The 25,275-nt window shown below is 69.1% G+C and carries 23 protein-coding genes and 1 other RNA gene; 13 read left to right on the forward strand and 11 right to left on the reverse strand.

Annotated elements, in window-relative coordinates; genetic code table 11:
* The first annotated feature begins 319 nt into the window (after window positions 1–319).
* Together Q4I23_RS14015 and Q4I23_RS14020 are read left to right on the forward strand one after the other, a co-directional pair.
* Window positions 320–883: a HupE/UreJ family protein gene (locus Q4I23_RS14015; protein ID WP_237904264.1), complete on the forward strand. Its 564-nt coding sequence runs from the start codon at window positions 320–322 to the stop codon at window positions 881–883.
* A gap of 119 nt (window positions 884–1,002) precedes the next feature.
* Window positions 1,003–2,094: a TAXI family TRAP transporter solute-binding subunit gene (locus tag Q4I23_RS14020; protein WP_454018819.1), complete on the forward strand. Its 1,092-nt coding sequence runs from the start codon at window positions 1,003–1,005 to the stop codon at window positions 2,092–2,094.
* Between the two features lie 19 nt (window positions 2,095–2,113).
* Here Q4I23_RS14020 and Q4I23_RS14025 read toward each other — a convergent pair whose 3' ends face one another.
* Window positions 2,114–2,776 carry a glutathione S-transferase family protein gene (locus tag Q4I23_RS14025; RefSeq protein ID WP_454018820.1) on the reverse strand — a complete coding sequence of 221 codons (663 nt, stop codon included), beginning with the start codon at window positions 2,774–2,776 and terminating at the stop codon, window positions 2,114–2,116.
* A gap of 151 nt (window positions 2,777–2,927) precedes the next feature.
* On the opposite strand from Q4I23_RS14025, the gene Q4I23_RS14030 reads away from it, so the two are divergent.
* The 3 genes from Q4I23_RS14030 to Q4I23_RS14040 all read left to right on the forward strand — a co-directional run bounded on the left by Q4I23_RS14030 (window position 2,928) and on the right by Q4I23_RS14040 (window position 6,110).
* Window positions 2,928–4,316, forward strand: a complete 1,389-nt coding sequence (locus Q4I23_RS14030) for a leucyl aminopeptidase family protein (RefSeq protein ID WP_498526603.1) — start codon at window positions 2,928–2,930, stop codon at window positions 4,314–4,316.
* Window positions 4,317–4,459: 143 nt separating this feature from the next.
* The gene (gene fliG, locus Q4I23_RS14035; protein ID WP_014239388.1) at window positions 4,460–5,482 is read left to right on the forward strand and encodes a flagellar motor switch protein FliG; all 1,023 of its coding nucleotides are present in this window, start codon (window positions 4,460–4,462) and stop codon (window positions 5,480–5,482) included.
* Window positions 5,483–5,669: 187 nt separating this feature from the next.
* Window positions 5,670–6,110 carry a MarR family transcriptional regulator gene (locus Q4I23_RS14040; protein WP_498526604.1) on the forward strand — a complete coding sequence of 147 codons (441 nt, stop codon included), beginning with the start codon at window positions 5,670–5,672 and terminating at the stop codon, window positions 6,108–6,110.
* Window positions 6,111–6,122: 12 nt separating this feature from the next.
* On the opposite strand, the gene Q4I23_RS14045 is transcribed toward Q4I23_RS14040, so the two are convergent.
* Window positions 6,123–7,049, reverse strand: coding sequence for a 2-hydroxyacid dehydrogenase (locus Q4I23_RS14045; RefSeq protein ID WP_498526605.1), 927 nt, complete (start codon window positions 7,047–7,049; stop codon window positions 6,123–6,125).
* Between the two features lie 55 nt (window positions 7,050–7,104).
* Between Q4I23_RS14045 and Q4I23_RS14050 the strand changes: the two genes are divergently transcribed.
* Entirely contained in the window at window positions 7,105–7,743 is a 639-nt protein-coding gene (locus tag Q4I23_RS14050; RefSeq protein WP_498526606.1) for a pseudouridine synthase, read from the forward strand.
* Window positions 7,744–7,888: 145 nt separating this feature from the next.
* Here Q4I23_RS14050 and Q4I23_RS14055 read toward each other — a convergent pair whose 3' ends face one another.
* The 5 genes from Q4I23_RS14055 to Q4I23_RS14075 form a co-directional block, all read right to left on the reverse strand.
* Entirely contained in the window at window positions 7,889–9,526 is a 1,638-nt protein-coding gene (locus Q4I23_RS14055) for an ABC transporter ATP-binding protein (RefSeq protein ID WP_498526614.1), read from the reverse strand.
* Window positions 9,527–9,575: 49 nt separating this feature from the next.
* Window positions 9,576–10,688 (reverse strand): ABC transporter permease, encoded by a 1,113-nt coding sequence (locus Q4I23_RS14060; protein ID WP_498526607.1) that lies wholly within the window; start codon window positions 10,686–10,688, stop codon window positions 9,576–9,578.
* A 160-nt stretch (window positions 10,689–10,848) separates the two neighbouring features.
* Window positions 10,849–11,958 carry a microcin C ABC transporter permease YejB gene (locus Q4I23_RS14065; protein WP_200528751.1) on the reverse strand — a complete coding sequence of 370 codons (1,110 nt, stop codon included), beginning with the start codon at window positions 11,956–11,958 and terminating at the stop codon, window positions 10,849–10,851.
* A 29-nt stretch (window positions 11,959–11,987) separates the two neighbouring features.
* Window positions 11,988–13,874, reverse strand: a complete 1,887-nt coding sequence (locus Q4I23_RS14070) for an extracellular solute-binding protein (RefSeq protein ID WP_498526608.1) — start codon at window positions 13,872–13,874, stop codon at window positions 11,988–11,990.
* Between the two features lie 81 nt (window positions 13,875–13,955).
* On the reverse strand, window positions 13,956–15,755 hold the full coding sequence (locus Q4I23_RS14075) for an extracellular solute-binding protein (RefSeq protein WP_498526609.1): 1,800 nt from the start codon (window positions 15,753–15,755) through the stop codon (window positions 13,956–13,958).
* Window positions 15,756–15,970: 215 nt separating this feature from the next.
* Between Q4I23_RS14075 and aqpZ the strand changes: the two genes are divergently transcribed.
* Complete coding sequence (gene aqpZ, locus Q4I23_RS14080) at window positions 15,971–16,711, forward strand: aquaporin Z (RefSeq protein WP_174440093.1); 741 nt, start codon at window positions 15,971–15,973, stop codon at window positions 16,709–16,711.
* A gap of 282 nt (window positions 16,712–16,993) precedes the next feature.
* On the opposite strand, the gene Q4I23_RS14085 is transcribed toward aqpZ, so the two are convergent.
* Both Q4I23_RS14085 and hisN read right to left on the reverse strand, forming a co-directional pair.
* The gene (locus tag Q4I23_RS14085; RefSeq protein WP_498526610.1) at window positions 16,994–17,533 is read right to left on the reverse strand and encodes a hypothetical protein; all 540 of its coding nucleotides are present in this window, start codon (window positions 17,531–17,533) and stop codon (window positions 16,994–16,996) included.
* 18 nt (window positions 17,534–17,551) lie between these two features.
* Entirely contained in the window at window positions 17,552–18,334 is a 783-nt protein-coding gene (gene hisN, locus Q4I23_RS14090; protein WP_454018829.1) for a histidinol-phosphatase, read from the reverse strand.
* Window positions 18,335–18,476: 142 nt separating this feature from the next.
* Here hisN and nudC point away from each other — a divergent pair, with 142 nt between their 5' ends.
* Complete coding sequence (gene nudC, locus Q4I23_RS14095) at window positions 18,477–19,418, forward strand: NAD(+) diphosphatase (RefSeq protein WP_498526611.1); 942 nt, start codon at window positions 18,477–18,479, stop codon at window positions 19,416–19,418.
* Window positions 19,419–19,474: 56 nt separating this feature from the next.
* On the opposite strand, the gene Q4I23_RS14100 is transcribed toward nudC, so the two are convergent.
* Together Q4I23_RS14100 and Q4I23_RS14105 are read right to left on the reverse strand one after the other, a co-directional pair.
* On the reverse strand, window positions 19,475–20,359 hold the full coding sequence (locus tag Q4I23_RS14100) for a prephenate dehydratase (RefSeq protein ID WP_137115037.1): 885 nt from the start codon (window positions 20,357–20,359) through the stop codon (window positions 19,475–19,477).
* A 14-nt stretch (window positions 20,360–20,373) separates the two neighbouring features.
* Entirely contained in the window at window positions 20,374–21,162 is a 789-nt protein-coding gene (locus Q4I23_RS14105; RefSeq protein WP_454019381.1) for a 3-deoxy-manno-octulosonate cytidylyltransferase, read from the reverse strand.
* A 250-nt stretch (window positions 21,163–21,412) separates the two neighbouring features.
* Between Q4I23_RS14105 and Q4I23_RS14110 the strand changes: the two genes are divergently transcribed.
* The 5 genes from Q4I23_RS14110 to recR all read left to right on the forward strand — a co-directional run bounded on the left by Q4I23_RS14110 (window position 21,413) and on the right by recR (window position 25,161).
* Window positions 21,413–21,952, forward strand: coding sequence for a c-type cytochrome (locus tag Q4I23_RS14110; protein ID WP_498526612.1), 540 nt, complete (start codon window positions 21,413–21,415; stop codon window positions 21,950–21,952).
* Between the two features lie 135 nt (window positions 21,953–22,087).
* Window positions 22,088–22,185, forward strand: an RNA gene (ffs, locus tag Q4I23_RS14115) — signal recognition particle sRNA small type.
* A gap of 123 nt (window positions 22,186–22,308) precedes the next feature.
* On the forward strand, window positions 22,309–24,162 hold the full coding sequence (locus Q4I23_RS14120) for a DNA polymerase III subunit gamma/tau (protein WP_498526613.1): 1,854 nt from the start codon (window positions 22,309–22,311) through the stop codon (window positions 24,160–24,162).
* A 3-nt stretch (window positions 24,163–24,165) separates the two neighbouring features.
* Complete coding sequence (locus Q4I23_RS14125) at window positions 24,166–24,489, forward strand: YbaB/EbfC family nucleoid-associated protein (RefSeq protein WP_014239409.1); 324 nt, start codon at window positions 24,166–24,168, stop codon at window positions 24,487–24,489.
* 78 nt (window positions 24,490–24,567) lie between these two features.
* Entirely contained in the window at window positions 24,568–25,161 is a 594-nt protein-coding gene (gene recR, locus Q4I23_RS14130; protein ID WP_014239410.1) for a recombination mediator RecR, read from the forward strand.
* Window positions 25,162–25,275: the final 114 nt, after the last annotated feature.

Consider the following 25,275-nt stretch of genomic DNA (forward strand, 5'->3'; position numbering starts at 1 on the left):
GCGTATAATCGTCGGCAGCGTCAGATGTGTATAAGAGACAGGCTCGACCCAGGGGCTGACCGACCGCGCCAAGCGCGACCTGATGAGCCCGGAGGTCGACCGGCTGCGCACCGAGGACGCCATGGGCCGGCTCGACCCGCTGCAGCAACGCGACCTGCTCCGCAAGCAGCAGGACCTCCGCCAGTACGGCCCCGGCCCCCTGGGCTACTGATCATCCCCGGTTCTTGAAGCCCGCCACCCTGGTCACTTGACCCCACCCCGCGCAGCGGCCATACCGGCCCGGTGCTGCGCAAGAGACGTTGGGGAAAAGGGGTAGGGAATGGTGGCGATCCGGTCGGTTCTTCTGGCGCTCGCATTGATCGGCGCCGGTGCCGCGCCCGCGCTGGCGCGGATGACGGTGACCGGGCCGTTCGGCACCGGCCTGACCGAACCGGTGTGGGTGCTCCAGCATTTGCTGGGCTTCCTCGCCATCGGGCTGTGGAGCGGGCAGAACGGCGGCCCTTCGGTCTGGCAGCTTCCGGTGGCGGCGCTGACCGCGGTGCTGGCCGCCGGGCTGGCCGCGCAGATCGGCATCCGTTTGCCCTACGCCGCGGAAGGGCTGTCGGCGTCGCTGATCCTGATGGGCGGACTGGTCGCCCTCGGGCTGAAGGCTCCGTTGGCCCTGGGTGTGCTGACGGTCGCTGCGGCGGGGGCCTTCCACGGCTATGTGCACATGGGTGGGCCGCTGTTCTGGGCCGGGCTGTCGTCCGGCGTGCTGCTGGTCATCGGCGCCGGGCTGGGCCTGTCGGTGGCGGTGGGGCAGGCGGCGTCGGGCCGAGTCGTGCAAATGTGTGGCGGCGCGGTAGCACTCGCCGGGGTTCTTGATCTGGCGGGCGTCTTTTAAGCCCCCGACGCCTTGAAAAAGCCCGGCTGCGGGTATTCTTGTAAGAGCGTGTCCAACACACGCCGCCGATGGCCCAATGCCGCCGGGACGGCTGGCCAGCAGGAAAGGTGGACCCGCCGGTGCTGCGCGCAGGAGCCAACCCCCGCCTTTCCTCCCAAGGTCTTCCCAGCCGCCGCCATCTCCTGGCCGGTGTCGCGGGGGCCGCTCTGCTCGGCCTGCTGCCGCGGGGTGCCGAGGCGCAGGACATCCGCTATTTCCGGATCGGCACGGGCACCACGTCGGGCACCTATTTCCCGATCGGCGGGCTGATCGCCAACGCCATCTCCAATCCGCCCGGCTCGCGCCCCTGCGACCGCGGGGGAAGCTGCGGCGTGCCGGGTCTGATCGCGGTGGCGCAGGCGACGCTCGGCTCGGTGGAGAACATTGAGCTGCTGCGCTCCGGCGCGGTCGAGGCCGGGATGTCCCAGGCCGACATCGCCTATTGGGCCTACACCGGCTCCGGCATCTTCCACGGCAAGGCGCCCTTCGAGGGGCTGCGCTCCATCGGCATGCTCTACGCGGAGGCGATCCAGCTCGTCGTGCGCGCCGACAGCGACCTTCACGGCGTGGCCGACCTCAAGGGCAAGGCCGTCTCGCTGGGGGAGGAGGGCTCCGGCGTGCTGGTGGAGGCGCGGGCGATCCTCGACGCCTTCGGCGTGAAGGAGGCGGAGCTGCGGCCCCCGGCCTACCTGAAGCCCGGCACCGCGGCGGACCGGCTGGCCAAGAAGGAGCTGGACGCCTTCTTCATGGTCGGCGGCTTTCCGGTGGCGGCGGTCACCGACGTGGCGAACCGCGAGCCGATCCGCCTGATCCCGCTCGACGGCGAGGTCGCCGACGGGCTGCGAATCCGCCAGCGCTTCTACATGGACCAGACCATCCCCGCCGACACCTACCCCGGCGTCCCGGAGATCCACACGCTGGGGGTGGGGGCGGAGCTGCTGGTCCGCGCCGATCGCGACCCCACCCTGATCCACGGCGTCACCAAGGCGCTGTGGCACGAGAACACCCGCCGCCTGCTGATCGAGGGTCACCCCAAGGGGCGCAGCTTCGACGCCACCAAGGCGGTCGCCAACGTCTCCGTCCCGCTGCACCCGGGCGCCGAGCGCTACTACCGCGAGGTCGGGCTGATCGGCAACGCCGCCAACGAACCGACCGGCGGGGCGACGCCCTGACGTCGTCCTATTCCGGGTCCTATTGGGGGTCGCGCTCGTCCGCGTAGAGGTCCCAGGGCTCCGCCTTGGCGGCGGCCACCCATTCCGCCATGGCCGGCAGCTCCATCACCGCCCGCGCGTAGTCGCCGCACAGCCCGTCCATCTCCACCCCGTAGGTGAGGAGGCGCGTCACCACCGGCGCGTACATGGCGTCGGCGATGGAGAAGCCGCCGAACAGGAAGGGGCCGCCCGCCCCGAAGCGGGACCGCGCGTCGTGCCACAGGGCGAAGACGCGGGCGATGTCGGCCTCGCTTTCGGCGTTGCGGCCCACGCCGGGGCGGAAGGCCTTGAGGTCCATGGACATGAAGTTGCGCAGGGCGGCGAAGCCCGAATGCATCTCCGCCGAGACCGACCGCGCCACCGCGCGGGCGTGGACGTCCGCCGGCCAGAGGGCAGCCTCAGGGAAGGACTCCGCCAGATACTCGCAGATCGCCAGCGAGTCCCAGATCACCCGGTCGCCGTGCCGCAGACAGGGCACCCGGCCGGAGGGCGAATGCTCCGCGATGCGGGCCGCGGTGCCGGGCTGGCGCAGCGGGATGACGATCTCGCGGAAGGGCCGGCCGGTCCGCTTCAGCGCCAGCCAGGGCCGCAGGGACCAGGAGGAGAAGGCCTTGTTGCCGATGACCAGCGTCAGGTCGTCCATGGATGCGCCTCGGTCGCGAAGGAAGAGGGTGGCGGAGCATGCCTGTCCTGCGACCTTGCGGCAAGCCGGCACGCAATCCCCCTTTTCAGGGGCGCCCCGGCGCGCCATGCTTTCCATCACTGTTTCCGTTTCCTGACGAAGGACGCCCGCCTTGCTCGCCACCCTGCTCGCCACGGCCGGCCCCGGCACCGTGACCATCACCCCGCTGAACAAGGCCGGCCTCGCCACGTGGCTGGAGGGTCAGCCGCCCGCCACCGCGGCCTGGGTCAAGGCTGTGAACTTTACGGGGGAGGCCGGTTCCACCGCGTTCCTGCCAGGGGAGGGCGGAGCGGTCGCCCGCGTGCTGGCCGGCGTGTCGGCGTTGGATGACCTGTGGGGCCTCGCCGGGCTGCCCGCTGGCCTGCCGCCGGGGAACTACCAGCTGGACGAGGCGGTGGACGCCGCGCTCGAACGCCGCGCCGCCACCCGTCTGGCGCTGGGCTGGGCGCTCGGCAGCTACGGCTTCGGGCGCTACAAGGCGTCGGAGAAGTCCTTCGCCAACCTCGTCTGGCCCCAGCACGCCGACCAGGGCGAGGTGCAGCGCACCGCCACCGCGACCTATCTGCTGCGTGACCTCGTCAACACGCCGGCCAACGACCTCGGCCCGGCGGAGCTGGCTGCCGCCGCCGCCGCGCTGGCGTCGGAGTTCGAGGCGGGGCTGGACGTCATCGTCGGCGACGGTCTGCTTGACCGCGATTATCCGGCCATCCATGCGGTGGGCCGGGCCAGCCCGCGCGCGCCGCGGCTGATCGATCTGCGCTGGGGCAACCCGACGCACCCGAAGGTGACCATCGTCGGCAAGGGCGTCTGCTTCGACAGCGGCGGGCTGGACATCAAGCCGTCGTCGGGCATGCTGCTGATGAAGAAGGACATGGGCGGGGCGGCGCACGCGCTGGCGCTGGGCCGCATGGTGATGATGGCGGGGCTGCCGGTGCGGCTGCGCGTTCTGATCCCGGCGGTGGAGAACGTGATCTCCGGCAACGCCTTCAAACCGATGGACGTGCTGAAGACGCGCAAGGGCCTGAGCGTGGAGGTCGGCAACACCGACGCCGAGGGCCGGCTGATCCTGTGCGACGCGCTGGCCGAGGCGGATTCGGAGAAGCCCGCCCTGCTGATCGATTTTGCCACCCTGACCGGGGCCGCCCGCGTCGCGCTGGGGCCGGACCTGCCGGCGCTGTTCGCCAACGACGACGATCTCGCCAACGACCTGCTGGCCGCCGGGGAGGAGCAGAGCGACCCGCTGTGGCGCCTGCCGCTGTGGGCGCCCTACCGCAAGGGGCTGGACAGCAAGGTCGCCGACCTCAACAACGTGACCAGCAACGGCATGGCCGGGGCGATCACCGCCGGGCTGTTCCTTCAGGAGTTCGTGTCGAAGGACACGCCCTGGGCGCATCTCGACACCTTCGCCTGGAACAGCGGCGCCCGCCCCGGACGCCCGGAAGGCGGCGAGGCGCTGGGCCTGCGCGCGGCCTATGCCGTTATCGCCAAGCGGTTCGGGTGACAGAGCGGTTCAACAAGCGGCATATGGTTAAAATTGTCACCCCCGCGGGCGTCGCGGGGGTGGCGTGCCGATTCGGAAAGGACTAAAACCTTCGGGTAGGACCGGTGGACTCGGGTGCCGGCCGGGTTTTTGGAGGCGGATACATGGCGCTGAAGGTTCGTGAGGATTATCGCACCCTCACCGGTCCGGAGAAGGCGGCCATCCTGATGCTGGCGCTGGGCGAGGAGCATTCGTCCAAGCTGTTCGCGATGATGGACGACGAGGAGATCAAGGAGCTGTCGCAGGTGATGGCGAACCTCGGCACCGTCTCCGCCAACCTGATCGAGCGCCTGTTCGTCGAATTCGCGGAGCAGATGTCGGCCACCGGCTCGCTGGTCGGCTCTTTCGACTCCACCGAACGCCTGCTGCTGAAGACGCTGCCCAAGGACAAGGTCGACTCCATCATGGAGGAGATCCGCGGTCCGGCCGGCCGCACCATGTGGGACAAGCTGGCCAACGTCAACGAATCGGTCCTGTCCAACTACCTGAAGAACGAATACCCGCAGACCGTGGCGGTGGTGCTGTCGAAGATCCGCCCGGAACACGCCGGCCGCGTGCTGACCCAGTTGCCGGAGAGCTTCGCGATGGAGGTCATCATGCGCATGCTGCGCATGGAGGCCGTGCAGAAGGAGGTTCTGGACGACGTGGAGCGCACGCTGCGCACCGAGTTCATGACCAACCTCGCCCGCACCAGCCGCCGCGACAGCCACGAGATGCTGGCGGAAATCTTCAACGGCCTGGACCGCACGACCGAGCACCGCTTCATGGCCGCCCTGGAGGAACGCAACCGCGACAGCGCCGAGCGCATCAAGTCGCTGATGTTCACCTTCGAGGACCTGTCCAAGCTCGACCCCTCGGGCGTCCAGGCCCTGCTGCGCAGCGTCGACAAGCAGAAGCTCGCCACCGCCCTGAAGGGTGCGTCGGAGACGCTGAAAGACCTGTTCTTCTCCAACATGTCCGAACGCGCGGCGAAGATCCTGCGCGAGGACATGGCCGCCATGGGCCCCGTCCGTGTCCGCGAGGTGGACGAATCCCAGATGTACATGGTCCAGCTCGCCAAGGATCTGGCCGCCCGCGGCGAAATCGTCATCTCCGAAGGCAGCGGCGAGAACGAGTTGATCTACTGAGCGGGCTCCCGACGAGGAACCCCCCACCCTCCCGCTTCGCGGACTTGCCCGCTCCCGCGACACCCTGACCGATCGATCCGGTTGCGAAACGCTTGCCTGTCCGGGCCGGGTTGGGGGACACTCCTTCGCCGCGCGTTCCGAATGCGGGGGCCTTCGGGGCAAGGGACGCGGCACGCGGGGGGAAAACATGGCACGGAACCTGAAAGCGCTCGGCCTGTGGCGGACGGCACTGATCGCCAGCGTCCGGCAGGACGGGCCGGACCTGTCGGCGCGGCAGATGGCCATCATGCTCCAGGTCTATCTGACCGATCCGCCGCACACCGTGCGCGGTCTGGCGGCGACGCTGAACATCTCCAAGCCCGCGGTGACCCGCGCGCTCGACCGGCTGTCGCTGCTCGGCTTCATCAAGCGCAAGCGCGACGTCGAGGACAAGCGCAGCGTGCTCGTCCAGCGCACCGTGAAGGGCAGCGTCTTCCTGTCCGACTTCGCCGAGCTGGTCGTCGCTGCGGGCGCCGTGGCGCCAGAGGACATGGCGGTCATCCGCGCCGAGGAGGAGGTGGCGGCCTCCGCCAAGGCGCGGCTGGAGGCGCAGTTGGGCGCCTCCACCCCGGTGGCGGTGCCCGCCTGACCGCCGCCGTTTTCAGTAGCCCTGGCTGCGGTCCACGAGGTTCGGCAGGGGGCGCCCCTCGCGGAAGGCGGTGATCGCCTCGGCCACCACCGCGGCGGAGCGCGACGGGTGGGTGACGGCGGCGACGTGCGGCGTCACATGGACCTTCGGGTGGGTCCAGAAGGGATGGCCGACGGGCAGCGGCTCCTCCGCGAACACGTCCAGGCTGGCCCCGGCGATGTGCCCGCTCTCCAGTGCCGCCAGCAGATCGTCCTCCACCAGATGGCCGCCGCGCGCGGCGTTGACGACCACCGCCCCCTTGGGCAGGGCGGCGAACAGCTTGCGGTTCAGCAGGCCGCGCGTCTCCGCCGTCAGCGGCAGCAGGCAGACCAGCAGGTTGCATTGCCCGAGCATCGCCGCCAGCCCGTCGGGTCCGGAGAAGCTCTCCACCCCCTGCAGCGTCTTCGGCGTCCGGCTCCAGCCCAGTACACGGTAGTCCATGCTCAGCAGCGTCTTGGCCGAGGCCATGCCCAGCTCGCCCATGCCCAGGATGCCGACACTCACCTCCGACGCCGGGCAGGGGTCCAGCGGCTCCCACCGCCCGGCCTGCTGGAGCGCCTTGTACTCGTCGAGGAGCCGGTGCCAGCGCAGCACCTGCAGCGCCACATAGCCGGCCATGTCCACGGTCAGCCCCTCCGACACCATGCGGACCAGCGGCACGTCGGGCAGGGTGGGGTCGAGCAGCAGCGATTCCACCCCGGCGCCCAGCGACACGATCAGCTTCAGGTTCGGCAGGGTGGCGAGCAGCCCGTGCGGCGGCTTCCACACCAGCGCCATCTCGATGTCCGCCGGGTCCCCCATCTCGGGCCACACCCGCACCTCCAGGCCGGGCAGGCGGGCATCCAGCTCGCTCAGCCAGCGGTCGGACCGGTCGGTGGTGGAGCAGAAAAGCAGCGTCACGGTGCAAACCCCTGTAATGTTGTCGTTCTTCGTCTCAAACCCGTTCGAGCCAACCGTGCCCCGTCTGATCCTGCTGAACAAGCCCTATGGCGTGCTGCCCCAGTTTACCGATGAGCAGGGGCGTCCGACGCTGGCCGACCATGTACCGGTGAAGGGAGTCTACGCCGCCGGGCGGCTGGACCGCGACAGCGAGGGGCTGCTGGCGCTGAGCGACGACGGCGCGCTGATCGCCCGCATCGCCTCGCCCAAGCACAAGCTGCCCAAGACCTACTGGGTGCAGGTGGAAGGCGTCCCGACCGAGGAGGCGTTGCAGTGCCTGCGCGACGGGGTGACGCTCAACGACGGGCCGACCCTGCCCGCCGAGGCCCGCCGGATGGCGGAGCCGGATGGCCTGTGGCCGCGCGACCCGCCCGTGCGCTTCCGCGCCGCCATCCCGACAAGCTGGATCGCCCTGACCCTGAAGGAGGGGCGGAACCGTCAGGTGCGCCGCATGACCGCCGCGGTCGGCTTCCCGACCCTGCGGCTGATCCGCTGGTCCATCGGCGACTGGACGCTGGACGGTCTGGCGCCCGGCCAATGGCGCGAGCTGACGGTGCCGGGGCGGGACTCCCCGAAGGCATCGCCGCATCGGCCGAAGGCGCCGCCCAACGCCACGAAGGCGAAGCGCCTGCGGAGCCAAGGCAATCGCACTTGACCCTCATAGCCCTCTCCCCTCTGGGGAGAGGGTGGCCCGAAGGGCCGGTGAGGGGGTTGCGCTTTTGCCGGACGTACCGACACGCGCAACCCCCTCACCCTAACCCTCTCCCCAGGGGGGAGAGGGGATAGCGAACGCGGCGACGCTACATCCGCACGGCGTCGGACTTGACGGCTTCCAGGTTCAGCGCGGCGGCGAGCAGGGCGCGGGTGTAGTCCTCCCGCGGCTCCTCGAAGATGCGGCGGGTGGGCCCTTGTTCCACGACCTTGCCGTCCTTCATGACGATGACGTGGCTGCTGAGCGCCCGCACCACCCGCAGGTCGTGGCTGATGAAGAGGTAGGCGAGGTTGTTGCGCGCCTGGATGTCGCGCAGCAGGTCGACGATCTGCGCCTGCACCGACATGTCGAGCGCGCTGGTCGGCTCGTCCAGCACCACGAATTTCGGCTTCAGCACCAGGGCGCGGGCGATGGCGATGCGCTGGCGCTGGCCGCCGGAGAACTCGTGCGGGTAGCGGTGGCGGCTGGACGGGTCGAGCCCCACCTCCTCCAGCGCCTTGGCCACCATGGCGTCGCGTTCGGCGCCGGAGCCGATGCGGTGGATCGTCAGACCCTCGCCGATGATCTGGCCGACCGACAGGCGGGGCGACAGGCTGCCGTAGGGGTCCTGGAAGACCACCTGCATCTCCCGCCGCAGCCCGCGCAGCTTCTTCGCCTGCCAGCCCTGGATGTCCTTGCCGTCGAAGCGGATCGCCCCCTCGCTGGCGTGCAGGCGCAGCAGGGCGAGGCCCAGCGTCGTCTTGCCGGAACCGGACTCGCCGACCACCCCGACCGTGTGCCCCTGCCGCACGTTGACCGACACGCCGTCCACGGCGCGGACATGGTCGACGGTGCGGCGCAGCAGGCCCTTCTTGATGGGGAACCAGACCTTGAGGTTGTCGGCGGCCATGACCTCCGGCGCGTCGGCGGGCGGGGTCAGCGGGTCGCCCTTCGGCTCCGCGGCCAGGAGCTTGCGCGTGTAGGGGTGTTGCGGGCGGGCGAAGATGTCGGCGACGGCGGCCTGCTCGACGATCTCGCCCTGGTTCATCACGCAGACCCGGTCGGCCATCTTGCGCACCACGCCCAGATCGTGGGTGATGAGCAGCAGCGCCATGCCGAAGCGGCGCTGGAGGTCCTTGAGCAGCTCCAGGATCTGCGCCTGGATGGTGACGTCCAGCGCGGTGGTCGGCTCGTCGGCGATCAGCAGGTCGGGCTCGTTGGCGAGCGCCATGGCGATCATCACGCGCTGGCGCTGGCCGCCCGACAGCTCGTGCGGGTAGGCGTTCAGCCGCCTTTCCGGGTTGGGCAGCCCGACCAGCCGCAGCAGCTCCAGCGTGCGCTTGCGCGCGGCGGCGCGGGACAGGCCCTTGTGCAGGAACAGCGTCTCGTTGATCTGCCGCTCGATGCTGTGGAGCGGGTTCAGCGAGGTCATCGGCTCCTGGAAGATCATGGCGATGCGGTCGCCGCGCACGTCGCGCAGCACCTTCTCCTCCGCCCCCACCAGCTCCGTCCCGCGGAAGCGGATGGAGCCATGCGGGTGGCGGGCCATGGGGTAGGGCAGAAGTTGCAGGATCGACAGGGCGGTGACCGACTTGCCCGACCCGGACTCGCCGACCAGCGCCAGGGTCTCCCCCTTGGCGATGTCGAAGGACACGCCCTTCACCGCGTGCATCGCCCCGCCGCCCGAGCGGAACTCGACATGGAGGTTGCGGACCTGGAGGAGATCGTCGGTCCCATTGGTCGTCATGTCGGTCATGGGCGGTTCCGCCTTCTTGGGTCGGTGGTTGTTAAGGGCATCATTCCGCGGCCTTCTGCGCCACCGCGCCCGCCTCGTTGGCGGTTCCGGTGGCCGTGGAAAGCTGGCCGATGGTCTTGCGCGGGTCGAAGGCGTCGCGCACCGCCTCGCCGATGAAGATCAGCAGGCTCAGCATGATCGCCAGCACGAAGAAGGCGGTCAGGCCCAGCCAGGGCGCCTGGAGGTTGGCCTTGCCCTGGGCCAGCAGTTCGCCCAGCGAGGGCGAGCCGGGCGGCAGGCCGAAGCCCAGGAAGTCGAGCGCTGTCAGCGTGGTGATGGACCCGTTCAGGATGAAGGGCAGGAAGGTCAGCGTCGCCACCATGGCGTTGGGCAGCACGTGGCGCACCATGATCGTCGCGTCGGTGGCGCCCAGCGCGCGGGCGGCGCGCACATAGTCGAAGTTGCGCGCCCGCAGGAACTCCGCCCGCACCACATGGACCAGCGAGGTCCAGGAGAACAGCAGCAGCAGCCCGAGAAGCCACCAGAAGTTCGGCGTCACCACGCTGGACAGGATGATGAGCAGGAACAGGGTGGGCAGGCCCTGCCAGATCTCGATGAAGCGTTGGAACAGCAGGTCGGTGATGCCGCCGAAATAGCCCTGGACCGCCCCCGCCATGATGCCGACGACGGACGAGAAGGCGGTCAGCACCAGCCCGAACAGCACGGAGATGCGGAAGCCGTAGATCAGCCGCGCCGTCACGTCGCGCCCCTGGTCGTCGGTGCCCAGCCAGTTGTCGGCGGACGGCGGGGCCGGGGCGGGGACCGGCAGGTTGTAGTTGATGGTGCGGTAGCCGTAGGGGATCGGCGGCCAGACGATCCAGCCCTTCTCCTCGATCAGCTGGCGCACATAGGGGTCGCGGTAATCGGTCTCCGTCTCGAACTCGCCGCCGAAGGTGGTTTCCGGATAGGCGGTGAAGACGGGCCAATACAGCGCGTTGTCGTATTTGATGAGCAACGGGCGGTCGTTGGCGATGAACTCCGCGCCCAGCGACAGGGTGAACAGCACCAGGAAGATCCAGAAGGACCAGAAGCCCCGCCGGTTCGCCCGGAAATTCGCCAGCCGCCGCCGGGTGAGCGGCGTCACGTGCATGCCGAGGAAGCGGTCGCCGCTCATGTGCGGTCCCCCTGACGGGCATTTGCCCTCTCCCCTCTGGGGAGAGGGGAGGGTGAGGGGGTTGCGCGTGGCGGTGCGTCCGGCACAAGCGCAACCCCCTCACCCCAACCCTCTCTCCAGAGGGGAGAGGGGGCAAGCGCCAGAAACGGATGCATGTTCATCACACCCTCCGCGCTTCGAAGTCGATGCGGGGATCGACGGCAACGTAGGTCACGTCGCCGACGAGGTTCATGATCAGCCCCAGCAGCGTGAAGAAGTACAGGGTGCCGAACATCACCGGATAGTCGCGGTTGATCGCCGCCTCGAAGCCCAGCAGCCCCAGCCCGTCCAGCGAGAAGATCACCTCGATCAGCAGGGCGCCGGTGAACAGGATGCCGATGAAGGCGCCGGGGAAGCCGGCGATGACGATCAGCATGGCGTTGCGGAAGATGTGGCCGTAGAGCACCCGCCGCTCCGCCAGCCCCTTGGCGCGGGCGGTCACGACATACTGCTTGTTGATCTCCTCCAGGAAGGAGTTCTTGGTCAGCATGGTCAGCCCGGCGAAGCCGCCGATCACCATGGACAGCACCGGCAGCACCATGTGCCACGCATAGTCGAGGATCTGTTGCCACCAAGGCAGGCTCGCCCAGTTGTCCGACACCAGCCCCCTCAGCGGAAACAGGTCGAAATAGCGCCCGCCGGCGAAGACGACGATCAGCAGCACGGCGAACAGGAAGCTGGGGATGGCGTAGCCGACGATGACCACGCCGGATGTCCAGACGTCGAAGGGCTGGCCGTCGCGCACCGCCTTGGCGATGCCCAGCGGGATCGACACCAGATAGACGATCAGCGTCGTCCAGATGCCCAGCGAGATCGACACCGGCATCTTCTCGATCACCAGATCGACGACGCTGCGGTCGCGGAAATAGCTCTTGCCGAAGTCGAACATCAGGTAGTTCGACATCATGTGGATGAAGCGCTCATGCAGCGGCTTGTCGAAGCCGAACTCGCGTTCGAGCTGCTTGATGAACTCCGGGTCCAGCCCCTGGGCGCCGCGGTAGCGGCTGCCGGTGTCGCCGCCCTGGGCCTGCTGCGCCGCCGGGCCGCCGGTCTCGCCGCCGCCGGTGCCGCCGATGCGGGCGGTCGCCTCCACGGCGGTGCCCTGGACGCGGGCGATCATCTGCTCGATGGGACCGCCGGGGGCGATCTGCACGATCAGGAAGTTGATGACCATGATCCCGAACAGCGTCGGGATGATCAGCAGCAGACGGCGGATGATGTAGGCCAGCATCGCGCGGGTTCGCCTTTCTGTTTGCCGTCTCAGGGCGCCGCGCGGCGGGCCGTGTTGGCGAGCTTCGCGTTCTTGTCAGGATCGACCCACCAGGTGTCGGTGAAGGCCAAGCCGTATTTGGGCGCAACCGCCGGATGGGAGAAACGGTTCCAATAGGCGACGCGCCGCACGTCGTCGTGCCATTGCGGGATGACGTACCAGCCCCACAGCAGCACGCGGTCGAGCGCGCGGGTCGCGGTGATCAGGCTCTCGCGGTCGGGGGCCTGGATCACCCGGTCGATCAGCGCGTCCACCACCGGGTCCTTGATGCCGGCCAGATTGCGGCTGCCCGGCTGGTCGGCGCGGGCCGCCTGCCAGTAGTCGCGCTGCTCGTTGCCGGGCGAGGTCGATTGCAGGATGCGCTGGATGACCATGTCGAAGTCGTAGCGGTCGATCCGGTTCTGGTACTGGGCGGTGTCCACCACGCGGATGGCCGCCTCGATCCCGGCGCGCTCCAGGTTGCGGACGAAGGGCTGGACGATGCGGTCCATGTCCGGCTGCACCAGCAGGATCTCGAAGCGCATCGGCTCGCCGGTCTTCGCGTTGAGCAGCTTGTTACCCTTCAGCTCCCACCCGGCCTCCTTAAGCAAGGACAGCGCCGTGCGCAGGTTCGGGCGGATGTTGCCGGAGCCGTCGGTCTGCGGCGGCGCGAAGGGCTTGGTGAAGACCTCCTCCGGCACCTTACCCCGGAACGGCTCCAGCAGTTTCAGCTCCTCCGGCGAGGGCAGACCGGTGGAGGCCAGCTCGGAGTTGGAGAAGAAGCTCTTGGTGCGCTGGAACAGGCCGTAGGACAGGTTCGCCCGCGTCCATTCGTAATCGAACAGGTAATTCAGCGCCTCGCGCACCTTGCGGTCGGCGAAGACCGGGCGGCGGCTGTTGAAGACGAAGGCCTGCATGCCCTGCGGGTCCTGGTGTTTGATCTCCTCGCGGACGATGTGGCCGTCACGGACCGCGGGCACGTCATAGCCGGTCACCCAGTTCTTCGACGAATGCTCCACCCGGAAATCGATGGCCCCGGCCTTGAAGGCTTCGAACACCACGTCGAGGTCGCGGTAATAGTCGAAGCGGATGCGGTCGAAGTTGTAACGCCCGCGGTTGACCGGCAGGTCCTTGGCCCACCAGTCCTGCACCCGCTCGAAGACGAGCGAGCGGCCGGGCTGCACCTCGACGATCCGGTAGGGGCCGCTGCCGACGATGGGGTCCAGCGTGGTGCTGGCGAAGTCGCGCACCCCGGAGCCGTTTCCTTCGAACACATGCTTCGGCAGCACCGGCAACTGGCCCATGATGACCGGCAGCTCGGGGTTGCCGCCGTCGCGGAAGGTGAAGGTGACCGCGCGCTCGCCGGTCTTCTCCGCCTTCGTCACGTCGGCGTAGTAGGTGCGGTAGAGCGGGTGGCCCTTGTCGCGCAGCGTCTCGAAGCTCCACACCACGTCGTCGGCGGTCACCGGGGCGCCGTCGTGGAAGCGCGCCTGCGGGCGCAGCGTGAAGCGCACCCAGCTCCGGTCCTCGGCGACGGTGATGGTCTCGGCGAGCAGCCCGTAGCGGGTCAGCACCTCGTCCCCGCTCTCCACCGTCAGCGTGTCGAAGGGCAGGGTGGCCCCGGCGGCGGTCGACCCGCGCAGGATGAAGGGGTTCAGGCTGTCGAAGCTGCCGTAGGTCGCCAGCTTGATCTCGCCGCCCTTCGGGGCGTCGGGGTTGACGTAGTCGAAATGCTGGAAGTCCGGCCCGTATTTGGGCGTCCCATGGGCCGTGACGGCGTGCCCCGCGGATTTCTGGGCGGCCTCCGGCTGGGTGGATTGGGCACGGGCCGTGGCGAAGGGTTCCGCCAGATACAGGCACATGACCGCGGCCAGGATCGCTTTACCGGTCTTCCTCATGCCCCTCTCGGTCCTTATTGTTTCCGGTAAGGTAGGGTCTCCCTTGTGGCACAATCAAGGCGGAGCCTCGGCTTTAAGGGGCTATCGCTTCACCCACCACGCCTCGGGGAAGCCGCTGTTGCGGAAGCCCAGATCGTATTTCGGCGTCTTCTCCGGAAAGCCGAGCGTCGTCCGGTGGGCGATCCAGTTGTCCGGGTTGTACCAGTGCGGCACCATGTAGAATCCCCACAGCAGCACGCGGTCGAGCGCGCGGGTCGCCGCCTGGACGGACGCCAGATCCTTCGCCGCCAGCGCCTTTTCGATCATCGCGTCGGCCGCCGGCTCCTTGATGCCGGCGTAGTTGGCCGATCCCCGGACGTCGGCGGCGGCGGAGCCGAAATAGCTGCGCAGCTCGGTCCCCGGCGGGGTGAAGAAGTTGAAGTTCGCCACCACCACGTCGAAGTCGAACTCGTCGGTGCGCGCCTGGAACTGGGCGGTGTCGACCACCCGCAGCACCGCGTCGATGCCCGCCTTGCGCAGCGCCTCCACATAGGGCTGGATCACGCGGGTCAGCGCGCCGGTGCCGTCGAGGAACTCGATGCTCAGCACCTCGCCGGTCCTGGCGCTGGTCATCCGGCCGTTCTTCAGCTCCCACCCGGCCTCGCGGAGCAGGCGCATGGCCTCGCGCAGGTTGTTGCGATTGTTGCCGCTGCCGTCGGTCTTCGGCGGCTCGAAGGGAGTGGTGAAGACGCGCTCCGGCAATTGGGCGCGGAAGGGCTCCAGCAGGGCCAGCTCCTCCGGCGTCGGCGGCCCCTTGGCGCCGAAGTCGGAGTTGGGGAAGTTGGAGGTGGTGCGGAGATACTGGCCGTACAGGATGTTCTTCTGAATCCATTCGAAGTCGAACAGATAGCCCAGCGCCTCGCGCACCCGCGGGTCGGTGAACTTTGCGCGGCGGGTGTTCAGGCGGAAGCCCTGGGCGCCCAGCGGCAGGTCGCTCTTCACCTCGACGCGGTTCACCCGGCCATCCTTGGCGGCGGGGAAGTCGTAGCCAGTGGTCCAGCGCTGCGCCCGGTGCTCGGTGCGGAAGTCGTAGGCGCCGGCCTTGAAGGCCTCGAACATCACGTCGTCGTCGCGGTAGTAATCGACCTTCACGCTGTCGAAGTTGTAGAAGCCGCGCGCCGTGGGCAGGTCGCGGCCCCACCAGTCGGCCACCCGCTCGTAGGTGATGGAGCGGCCGGGATCGACGGTCCTGATGCGGTAGGGGCCGCTGCCCAGCACCGGCTCCAGCGTCGTCTTGGAGATGTCGCGCCCGTTGGCGGTCCACCAGTGCTCGGGCTGGGGGGCGATGCTGGTGGCGAAGTCGATGATCGGCTTCATCTCCCCGGTGGTCTTCAGGGTGATCTTCAGCCGGTGCTCGTCCAGCGCCTCCACCGCGGCGACGCGGTCGAGGAAGGACTTCAGGAACGGGTTGCCGTGCGCCTGGATCGAGTCCCAGGCGAAGACCACGTCGCCGGCGGTCACCGGCACGCCGTCGTGCCAGCGCGCCTCCCGGCGCAGATGGAAGATGGCCCAACTCCTGTCGTCGGGCAGTTCCACGCTTTCCGCCAGCGACCCGTAGGCGGCGTCCATCTCCCAGCCGGAGCCGACCATCAGCGAGTCGGCGATCAGCCCCAGCGTGCGCGGGGTGACGCCGCGCAGGATGATCGGGTTGAGGCTGTCGAAGCTGCCCTGCGCGGCGAGGGTGATCTGTCCGCCCTTCGGCGCGTCGGGGTTGGCGTGCGGGAAGTGGGTGAAGCCCGGCTTGAATTCCGGCTCGCCGAACTGCTTCAGGGCGGGGACGGTGACCGTTTCCGCCTGGACCCCATTCGCCTGGATTGGCACCGTCAGCGCAAGGAGAGCCAAGACAGCGGTCGTCCGGGCGGCAGCGAGAACTCGGCGCATCGTCGGTCCTGATGTGGTTGGGCCTGAGATGATAAGGCGGATCAGCCCTAGCATGTACGCGCCTTGCGGCGCGTCAAGTCCGCGTACGCAACGGTATCTTACGCCCGTGCGCTGGCGCCGGCCCGTCCGGGGGCGCAAAAAAGGCGGAAATGCGGCAAGCCCGACGAGGTGGTGACATGACGATGTTCCGGCGCACGAGCGCGGAGTTTCTCGGCACCTTCTGGCTGGTCTTCGGCGGCTGCGGCAGCGCCGTGCTGTCCGCCGCCTTTCCGGAGGTCGGGATCGGGCTGACCGGCGTCTCCCTGGCCTTCGGCCTGACGGTGCTGACCATGGCCTACTCGGTCGGCCACATCTCCGGCTGCCACCTGAACCCGGCGGTCACGGTGGGGCTGTGGGCCGGCGGGCGCTTCCCGGCCAAGGACATCCTGCCCTACGTCATCGCGCAGGTGGTCGGCGCCTTCCTGGCGGCGCTGGTGCTGTACGTCATCGCCACCGGCAAGGCCGACTGGTCGCTGGCCGCCAAGGGGTTGGCCGCCAACGGGTACGGGGAGCATTCGCCGGGCGCGTACAACCTGACCTCCGGCCTGCTGATCGAGGTGGTGCTGACCTTCATGTTCCTGATCGTCATCCTGGGCTCCACCGACCGGCGAGCGCCCGCGGGCTTCGCGCCGCTGGCCATCGGTCTGGCGCTGACGCTGATCCACCTCATCAGCATCCCCGTCACCAACACGTCGGTGAATCCGGCGCGCAGCACGGGGCCGGCGCTGGTCGTCGGCGGCTGGGCGCTGCAGCAGCTCTGGGCCTTCTGGGTGGCGCCGCTGGTCGGCGGGCTGCTCGGCGGGCTGGCCTACCGCGCGCTGGCCGAGGAGATGCCGCCGAAACCGGCCATCACCGGCGAGGCCCGGCCGTCCACCTGAGCCTTTGCCATCTGAGCCCTTTCTGACCCTTTCCCTTCGGGTCCCTCCCGACTCAGCGGACCGTGCCCCTCCGGTGCGGTCCGTTTTTTATGGGGATGTTCACCCCCAACCCGGCCCCACCCAGTGGAAGTCACGGCCTTGTCGCGGGAACTTCGCGAGCGTCAACGGTTATTCTGAACATCCGTTGACGCACAGGGAGTATATCATGCGGCAGTTCGACCCCGATTCCAACCCGATGACCGACGAGGATTACGGCATCGTCCTCGGCCTGTTCATCGGCATCTACCTGGGGCTGCTGGCCGTCTCGCTGCTGCCCTGACCGGCGCGGGTCTTCTTCCAGTGGTCGGCCATGCGCTCCATGAGCTGACGGTAGCGGCGGTCGGACCGCATCATCCGGCGCACCGCCTTGCCGTTGCGCGGGTCGGCGAGCATCCATTCCTCGGCGGCCATCTGGTGCTCCGGGTGGATGGACAGCATGTAGATCGCCGCCTGCTCCGGCTGCGTCACCGCCTCCTCCTTCAGCCCCTCCAGGATCGCCCCGACATAGAGCGGCAGGACATTGCGGAAGTCCTCCGGCCCGGTGCCGTCCTGGGCTCCATGTTGGGAGGCGGCGTCGTCTCCGGCGCCCATCAGGGCGCGGCGCTCCTCCGCCGGAAGGGCGAAGAAGGCGTCCAGCCCCAGCAGCAGGTCGCAGACCGTCTTCTTGCGGACCATCCAGTTGGCCCCGCCCGACACCCGGCCGGCCAGCGAGTGCAGGAAGGGACGCAGCTTCTCCGGCGAGGTCTCGAAGACGGAGCGGGCGGGCGTGGCGATGGTTGCCATGGGCGTGGTCCTCCTGTCTCAGCCGGCCAGGGCGGCCAGCGTCTCGCGGTGGGTGCGGGCGTCGCCCGCGGCGACCACACGTCCGCTGGATTTGGCGTCCAGCGGCCGCCCGTCCCAATCGGTCATCAGCCCGCCGGCCCCGGTCACCACCGGCACCAGCGCCGCGAAGTCGTACAGCTTCAGCCCCGATTCGACGACGAGGTCGTAATAGCCCGCCGCCAGCAGGCCGTAGCTGTAGCAATCGCCGCCATAGACGGACACCTTGGCCGCCCCCGCCACCCGGCGGAAGGCATCCTGGTCCGTGCCGGGGAACAGGTCGGGCGAGGTGGTCCCCAGGGTCGCCGCGGCCAGCCCCCCGGCGCAGGCGCGCACGCGGGCCGGCTGGCCGTTGAACAGGGTCGGGCGCCCCTCGACGCCCAGCCAGCGGTCCCGGACGATGGGCTGGTCGATGACGCCCAGCACCGGGCGGCCGCGGTGCAGCAGGGCGATCAGCGTGCCGAAGATCGGGCGGCCGGTGATGAAGGACTTGGTGCCGTCGATGGGGTCGATCACCCACACCCACTCGGCGTCCAGGTTCTTCGTCCCGAACTCCTCGCCATAGATGCCGTCGTCGGGGCGCTCGGCCTCGATGATGCTGCGGATCGTCCGCTCCGCCTCGCGGTCGGCGATGGTGACGGGGGAGGCGTCGGCCTTGTCGTCCACCGCCACCGGCGTGCGGAAATACTGGCGGATGACCGGGCCGGAGGCGTCGGCCAGACGCTCCGCCAGGGTCACCAGGGGGGTGGGGCAGGGTTCGGTCATGGTCGCTCCGCCGGATCGCGCGTGGTTGGGACGAGGGCGGCATCCTAGTCGGGTGCTCTCCCGGCGCAAACTATGAATGAAGGAGGAGGGTTGCGCGGGACGCCGCTTCCCCGTTCCGCGGGCTTGTGGCAGCCTCTTCGCCATGCACGACCGCTCCTCCCCACCCGACCGCCCGAACGCCCGCCCGAACGCCTATGCCGGCATCCCGCTCGACCGCGCCGCCGTGCGCCGCAAGGACAAGGACTGGCTGAAAGACGCCTGGGCCTCGCCGCAGGCGCGCCTGCTGCCCGTGGCGAAATCGCGCAACTTCGTGACCGGCGACGCCGACTCGGCCCACGCGGTCGCCGTTGCCTGTGGTGGCGACTGGGGGGTGGAGCCGGTCTTCCTCGGCCTGTTGGACGGCGTGCCGCACTTCACCGTGGACCTGACCGGCCTGGAGGCGCCGGAGGAGCATCCGGCTCTGGCCGGGCTTGGCCGTTTCGAGGACCTGCGTGCCGTCGGCCCGGTGATGGAGGCGACGGAGGCCGGGCTGTGCGCCTACGCCCGCGGCATCACTTGGTGGAACGCCCGGCACCGCTTCTGCGGCGTCTGCGGCTCGGTCGCGGCGGGTGCCGAGGGCGGGCATGTGCGCGTCTGCACCAACCCGGACTGCGCCACCCACCATTTCCCGCGCACCGACCCGGCGGTCATCATGCTGGTCCATGACGGGGCCGGGCGGATGGTGCTGGGCCGCAACTCCCGCTTCCCACCGGGCATGCATTCGGTGCTGGCCGGCTTCGTCGAGCCGGGCGAAAGCCTGGAGGACAGCGTGAGGCGCGAGGTGCTGGAGGAGGTGGGGCTGGAAGTCACCGACATCCGCTATCACTCGTCCCAGCCCTGGCCCTTCCCGTCCTCGCTGATGCTGGGCTTCAGCGCGCGGGCGGTGACGCTGGACATCCAGACGGACTTGGAGGAGCTGGAGACGGCCCACTGGTTCGACCGCGATTTCCTGCGGACCTTTACTCCCAGCGAGGAGTTCCGCCTCGCCCGCCCCGACAGCATCGCCCGCCGCCTGATCGACGAGTGGATCGCCGAGGGGAAGTGAGGGAACACGCGGCGAAGCCGTGGGAAGGGTGGGGCGAGCGCGGCCCGCCCCGCCCCTCAATCCTCGCCGATGCGCTGGCTTTCCTGATAGCGGAAGGGGTTGGCCGGGTAGACGCCCAGGATCTTCACCTCGCCCGCGCGGGCGAAGAAGGCCAGCTCCTCCAGCGCCAGACGCAGGGAGCGCTCCTCCGGATGGCCTTCCACGTCGGCGTAGAACTGGGTCTGGGTGAAGTGCCCGCCGACCATGTAGCTTTCCAGCTTCGTCATGTTGATGCCGTTGGTGGCGAAGCCGCCCAGCGCCTTGTAGAGAGCCGCCGGCACGCTGCGCACGCGGAAGACGAAGGTGGTGATGATCTTGGCCCCGGTCCCTTCGGTGGGCAGCGGCGGGGTCTTCGGCTCGCGGGACAGGATCAGGAAGCGGGTGGTGTTGTGCTCCGCGTCCTCGATGCCGCCCTTCAGGATGTCCAGCCCGTAGATGTCCGCGGCCAGCGAGGAGGCGATGGCGGCGTGCTGCGGGTCGCCCAGCTTGGCGATCTCGGCGGCGGCGCCCGCGGTGTCAGCGTGGGAGATCGCCGTCAGCCCCAGCTCGCGCGTCATGTTGCGGCACTGGGACAGCGCCTGGATGTGGCTGCGCACTGTCTTCAGCCCAGCGAGAGTCGCGCCCTTCGGGGCGAGGAGCTGGTGGTTCACCCGCTGGAAATGCTCGCCGATGATGTGCAGGCCGCCTTCGGGCAGCAGATGGTGGTTGTCGGCCACGCGCCCGGCGATGGAGTTCTCCACCGGGATCATGGCGAGCGCCGCGCGCCCCTCGCGCACGGCGGCAAAGGCGTCCTCGAACGTGGCGCAGGGCAGCGTCGTCATCTCCGGAAAGACCGTCCGGCAGGACAGGTCCGAATAGGCGCCGGGCAGGCCCTGGAAGGCGATCACGTTCGAGGTCGTCATCGAGAGGTCTTCTTTTAGAGGGAGGTGCGCTTGGCGAGGATCGCGCGGGCGCGCTCCAGGTCGGCGGGAGTATCGACGCCGAGCGGAACCGCGTCAACGACGGCGGCGTCGATGCGCATCCCGAAGGCCAGGGCGCGGAGCTGCTCCAGCCGCTCACGCTGCTCCAGCGCCGAGGGCGGCAGGCGGACGTAGCGCTCCAGCGCGGCGCGGCGGTAGGCGTACAGCCCGATGTGGTGGAACAGCGGCCCGTCGCCCCAGGGGACGGTGGCGCGGCTGAAATAGAGGGCGCGGCCCCGCCGGGCGCCGGGCGGCAGCTCCAGGACGGCCTTGACCACGTTGGGATCGGTGCGCTCCTCCTCCCGCGTGATCTCGACCACCAGCGTGGCGATGTCCACCTGGGGGTCGGACAGCGGGGCGAAGGCGGCGCGCACCACCGCCGGCTCGATGGTCGGCAGGTCGCCCTGCACATTCACCACTGCGTCGTACTTCCCCTCCGGGTCGAGCAGGCTGACCGCCTCGAAGATGCGGTCGGAGCCCGAGGGATGGTCGGGCCGGGTCAACACGGCGGTGCCGCCCGCCGCCTCCACCGCCGCGGCAATCTCCGGCTCGGCGCAGGCGACCACCACCGGGCCGATCTCCGCCTCCATGGCGCGGCGCCACACCTGCACGATCATCGGCGCGCCGCCGATGTCGGCCAGCGGCTTCCCCGGCAGGCGGGTGGAGGCCATGCGGGCGGGAATCACGACGATTGGATTTGAGGGCGGCGGGTTCGCCGTGCCCTGGGTGTCTGCGCTGGCGTTCATGTCGGCGTTCATGATGGAACGGCCCCCTGTCGCGTCGGAAAGGTGGCGCGGGTGAACCATGGATCGCCCTTTGCGTCAAGCGGCGTCACTCCAATATTCAGGTGGCCAACAGTCGGAGAACCGATATTCCTGTGGCAAGGGAGGGGGCCGAAGCGGTGACAAGCCGCCGCGGTCACGCTATCGTGCGGCGGAGAACCAGCCAGCCCTGGCGACGGGCCCGCGGCACGACAAAAAAGGGGAACAAGACGTTATGAGCATGGAGTGGAACAAGATTTTCGGCGCCGTGCTGCTGGCGGGTCTGATCGCCATGCTGGCCGGCTTCGCCGCGGAAGTTCTGGTGCACCCGAAGACGCCTGAGAAGCCCGGTTATGTCGTGGCCATGCCGGAGGGCGCCGCTCCGGCCCCCAGCGGTGGCGCCGCCCCGTCCGGCCCCGCCGAGATCGCCCCGCTGCTCGCCAAGGCCGACGCCGCCGCCGGCCAATCCGCGGCCAAGGCCTGCGCCGCCTGCCACAGCTTCGACAAGGGGGGGGCGAACAAGGTCGGCCCGAACCTCTACGGCATCGTCGGCGCCCCGCACGGCCATCTGGACGGCTTCGCCTATTCCGACGCCATCAAGGGCAAGGCCGGCCCCTGGAACTACGACGAGCTGAACCACTTCCTCTACGACCCGAAGGCCTACGCGCCGGGCACCAAGATGACCTTCGCCGGCGTGAAGAAGGACCAGGACCGGGCGAACATCATCGCCTATCTGCGCTCCCTGTCCGACAGCCCGGCGCCGCTGCCGCAGTAACGCGCATCGGTCCCATCCGGGAAACAGGCAAAAGCCCCGCGTTCCATCGGACGCGGGGCTTTTTCGTTCTCCTTCAAACGGAAAGCCGGCAGATTGGCCTTGCATATGATGGCCCTATCGCCGATATAAGGCGCGGGAGGCTGGCGGCGGACGAGTCCCTCGCCAACCCGGTCAGGTCCGGAAGGAAGCAGCCGTAACGAGTTTCGGCTCGGGTCGTTCGTCCAGTCTCCCACCCTTCCCCATAAATTCCTGCAGCGAATTGAAACGGCGACAGCCCCGTGCCGTGACGCTATTCTGCGCTCCGTCGTGAAGCCGATTACCGGGCCAGCCGCGTGACCGATACCACCGTTGCCGATATGTCCTCTTCCGTTTCCGGGACGTCCGGGGGCCTCGCCTACCGGGTGCTGGCGCGGAAATACCGTCCGAAGAGCTTTGCCGAGCTGATCGGGCAGGACGCGCTCGTCCGCACCCTGACCAACGCCATCCATTCGGGCCGCATCGCCCAGGCCTTCATGCTGACCGGCGTGCGCGGGGTGGGCAAGACGACCACCGCCCGCATCATCGCCCGCGCGCTGAACTGCACCGGGCCGGACGGCACCGGCGGGCCGACGGTGACGCCCTGCGGCGTCTGCGACAATTGCCGCGCCATCGCCGAGGACCGCCACGTCGACGTGATGGAGATGGACGCCGCCAGCCACACCGGCGTGGACGACATCCGCGAGATCATCGACGGCGTGCGCTACGCCCCCGTCTCGGCGCGCTACAAGCTCTACATCATCGACGAGGTCCACATGCTCTCCAAGAGCGCGTTCAACGCGCTTTTGAAGACGCTGGAGGAGCCGCCGGCCCATGTGAAGTTCGTCTTCGCCACCACCGAGATCCGCAAGGTGCCGGTGACGGTGCTCTCGCGCTGCCAGCGCTTCGACCTGCGGCGCGTCGACGCCCAGGTGCTGAAGGAGCACTTCACCCGCATCACCGGCCTCGAAGGGGCGGGGATCGAGCCGGACGCCGCAGCCCTGATCGCGCGCGCCGCCGACGGGTCGGTGCGCGACGGATTGTCGCTGCTCGACCAGGCCATCGCGCTGGCCGCCGGCACGGTGACCGCGCAGCAGGTGCGCGACATGCTGGGTCTGGCCGACCGCAGCAAGGTGATCGACCTGTTCAAGGCCGCCGTCTCGGCCAAGCCGGCGGAGGCGATGGACCTGCTGTCCGACCTGCACCGCGTCGGCGCCGATCCGGTGGTGATCCTCCAGGACCTTCTCGACCTCGTGCACAATCTGACGCGGCTGAAGGTCGTGCCGGACAGCGCCAACGACCCCGGCCTGCCGGAGGCGGAGCGCACCCGCGGCGCCGCCTTGTCGGCCAAGCTCGGCATGCCGGCGCTGACCCGCGCGTGGCAGCTCCTGCTGAAGGGGCTGGGCGAGGTGCAGGCGGCCCCGGTGCCGCAGCAGGCGCTGGAGATGGTCATCGTACGGCTGTCCTACGCCGCCGACCTGCCGACACCCGGCGACCTGATCCGCCAGTTCCAGAATTTGCAGAACGGCGGCGGGCAAAGTGGCCAGGGTGGTGGACAAGGCGGCGGTGGCGCCCCGCGCGGTCCCGGCGGCGGGCCGGTGGCGGTGGGCGGCTCCGCCGTGCGTGCCGTCGCCCAGGCCCAGCCGAGCCAGCAGCCGTCTCCCCAGCCCGTGCCGGCCGTTGCCGTGGCGGCCGTCTCCTTGGCAGACGAGGAGCGCGTGGCGATGCCGCGCGACTTCCGCACGCTGGTCCAGGTCTTCGCGGAGAAGCGCGAGGGCGCGCTCTACGGCCACCTGACCGGCAGCGTCCATCTGGTGCGCATGGAGCCGGGGCGGCTGGAACTGCGGCTGACGACCCTGGCCCCGTCGACCCTGCCGAATCGCGTCGGCCAGCTGTTGACGGAATGGACCGGCCAGCGCTGGGTCGTCATCGTGTCGGACGCGCCGGGCGAGCCGACGCTGATCCAGCAGGAGCAGGCCGCCCAGAAGCGCGCGCTGGAGGAGGCGGAGGCGCATCCGGTGGTGCGCGCCGTTCTGGACGCCTTTCCCGGCGCGAAGATCACCGATGTCCGTGACCTCAAGGCGGCGGTCGAGGCCGAGCCCCAGGTTGCGGATGACGGGGAGAATCCCGACCTTATGGTCATGCAGCAGGACGACGGGGTTTATTACCCGCTCGACGATGAAGGAGATTTCTGACCCATGAAGAACCTCGGCCAGATGATGAAGCAGGCCCAGCAGATGCAGGCCAAGATGCAGGAGATGCAGGCCCGCCTGGGCGAGGTCGAGATGACCGGCCAGTCGGGCGCCGGCATGGTCAACGTGACGGTGAACGGCAAGGGCGAGATGAAGAAGATCAAGCTCGACAAGTCGATCGTCGATCCGGAGGACATCGAGGTCCTGGAGGACCTGATCATCGCCGCCTTCAACGACGCCAAGGCCAAGGTGGAGCAGCACGTCGCCAACGAGACCCAGAACCTGATGGGCGGGATGAAGCTGCCGCCGGGCATGAAGCTGCCGTTCTGAGTGTTGAATGGCCGGGCCGTCGCACTTGCGGCCCGGCCGCCCTTTGAAACCAACGAAGCCGTGCCAGCGAAGCCGTGAATGATCGGACCTGAAATCGAGCGCCTGATCCAGCTCCTGTCCAAGCTGCCGGGGCTGGGGCCGCGGTCGGCGCGGCGGGCGGCGCTGCACCTGATGAAGCGCCGCGACAGCCTGCTGGTGCCGCTGTCCGAATCCATGGCGCTCGCCGCGGAGGCCATCCGCAACTGTTCGGTCTGCGGCAACCTCGACAGCCGCGACCCCTGCTCCGTCTGTTCCGACCACAGCCGCGACCGCTCGACCATCTGCGTGGTGGAGGACGCCGGCGACCTCTGGGCGCTGGAGCGCACGCGCGCCTTCCACGGCACCTACCATGTGCTGGGCGGCACGCTGTCGGCCTTGCAGGGGGTGGGGCCGGACGATCTGAACATCCCGTCCCTGGTGGAACGGGCGAAGGACCCGGCGGTGACCGAGGTCATCCTGGCGCTGAACGCCACGGTCGACGGCCAGACCACCGCCCATGTGGTGACCGACCGCCTGTCCGGCAGCGGGGTCTCCGTGTCCCGTCTGGCCCACGGCGTGCCGGTGGGCGGGGAATTGGACTATCTTGATGACGGGACTCTGACCGCGGCGCTGAAGGCGCGGCGGCCGCTGTAGCGTGGTTGCATGGGGAGGTCTTTGCCCCCTCCCTAACCCTCCCCCGCTTCGCAGGGGAGGGGAGCTGTCTCTTATAAACATCTGACGCTGCCGACGATTATACGCGAGTGTAGA

Source organism: Azospirillum sp. UFLA03-27, assembly GCF_059803775.1.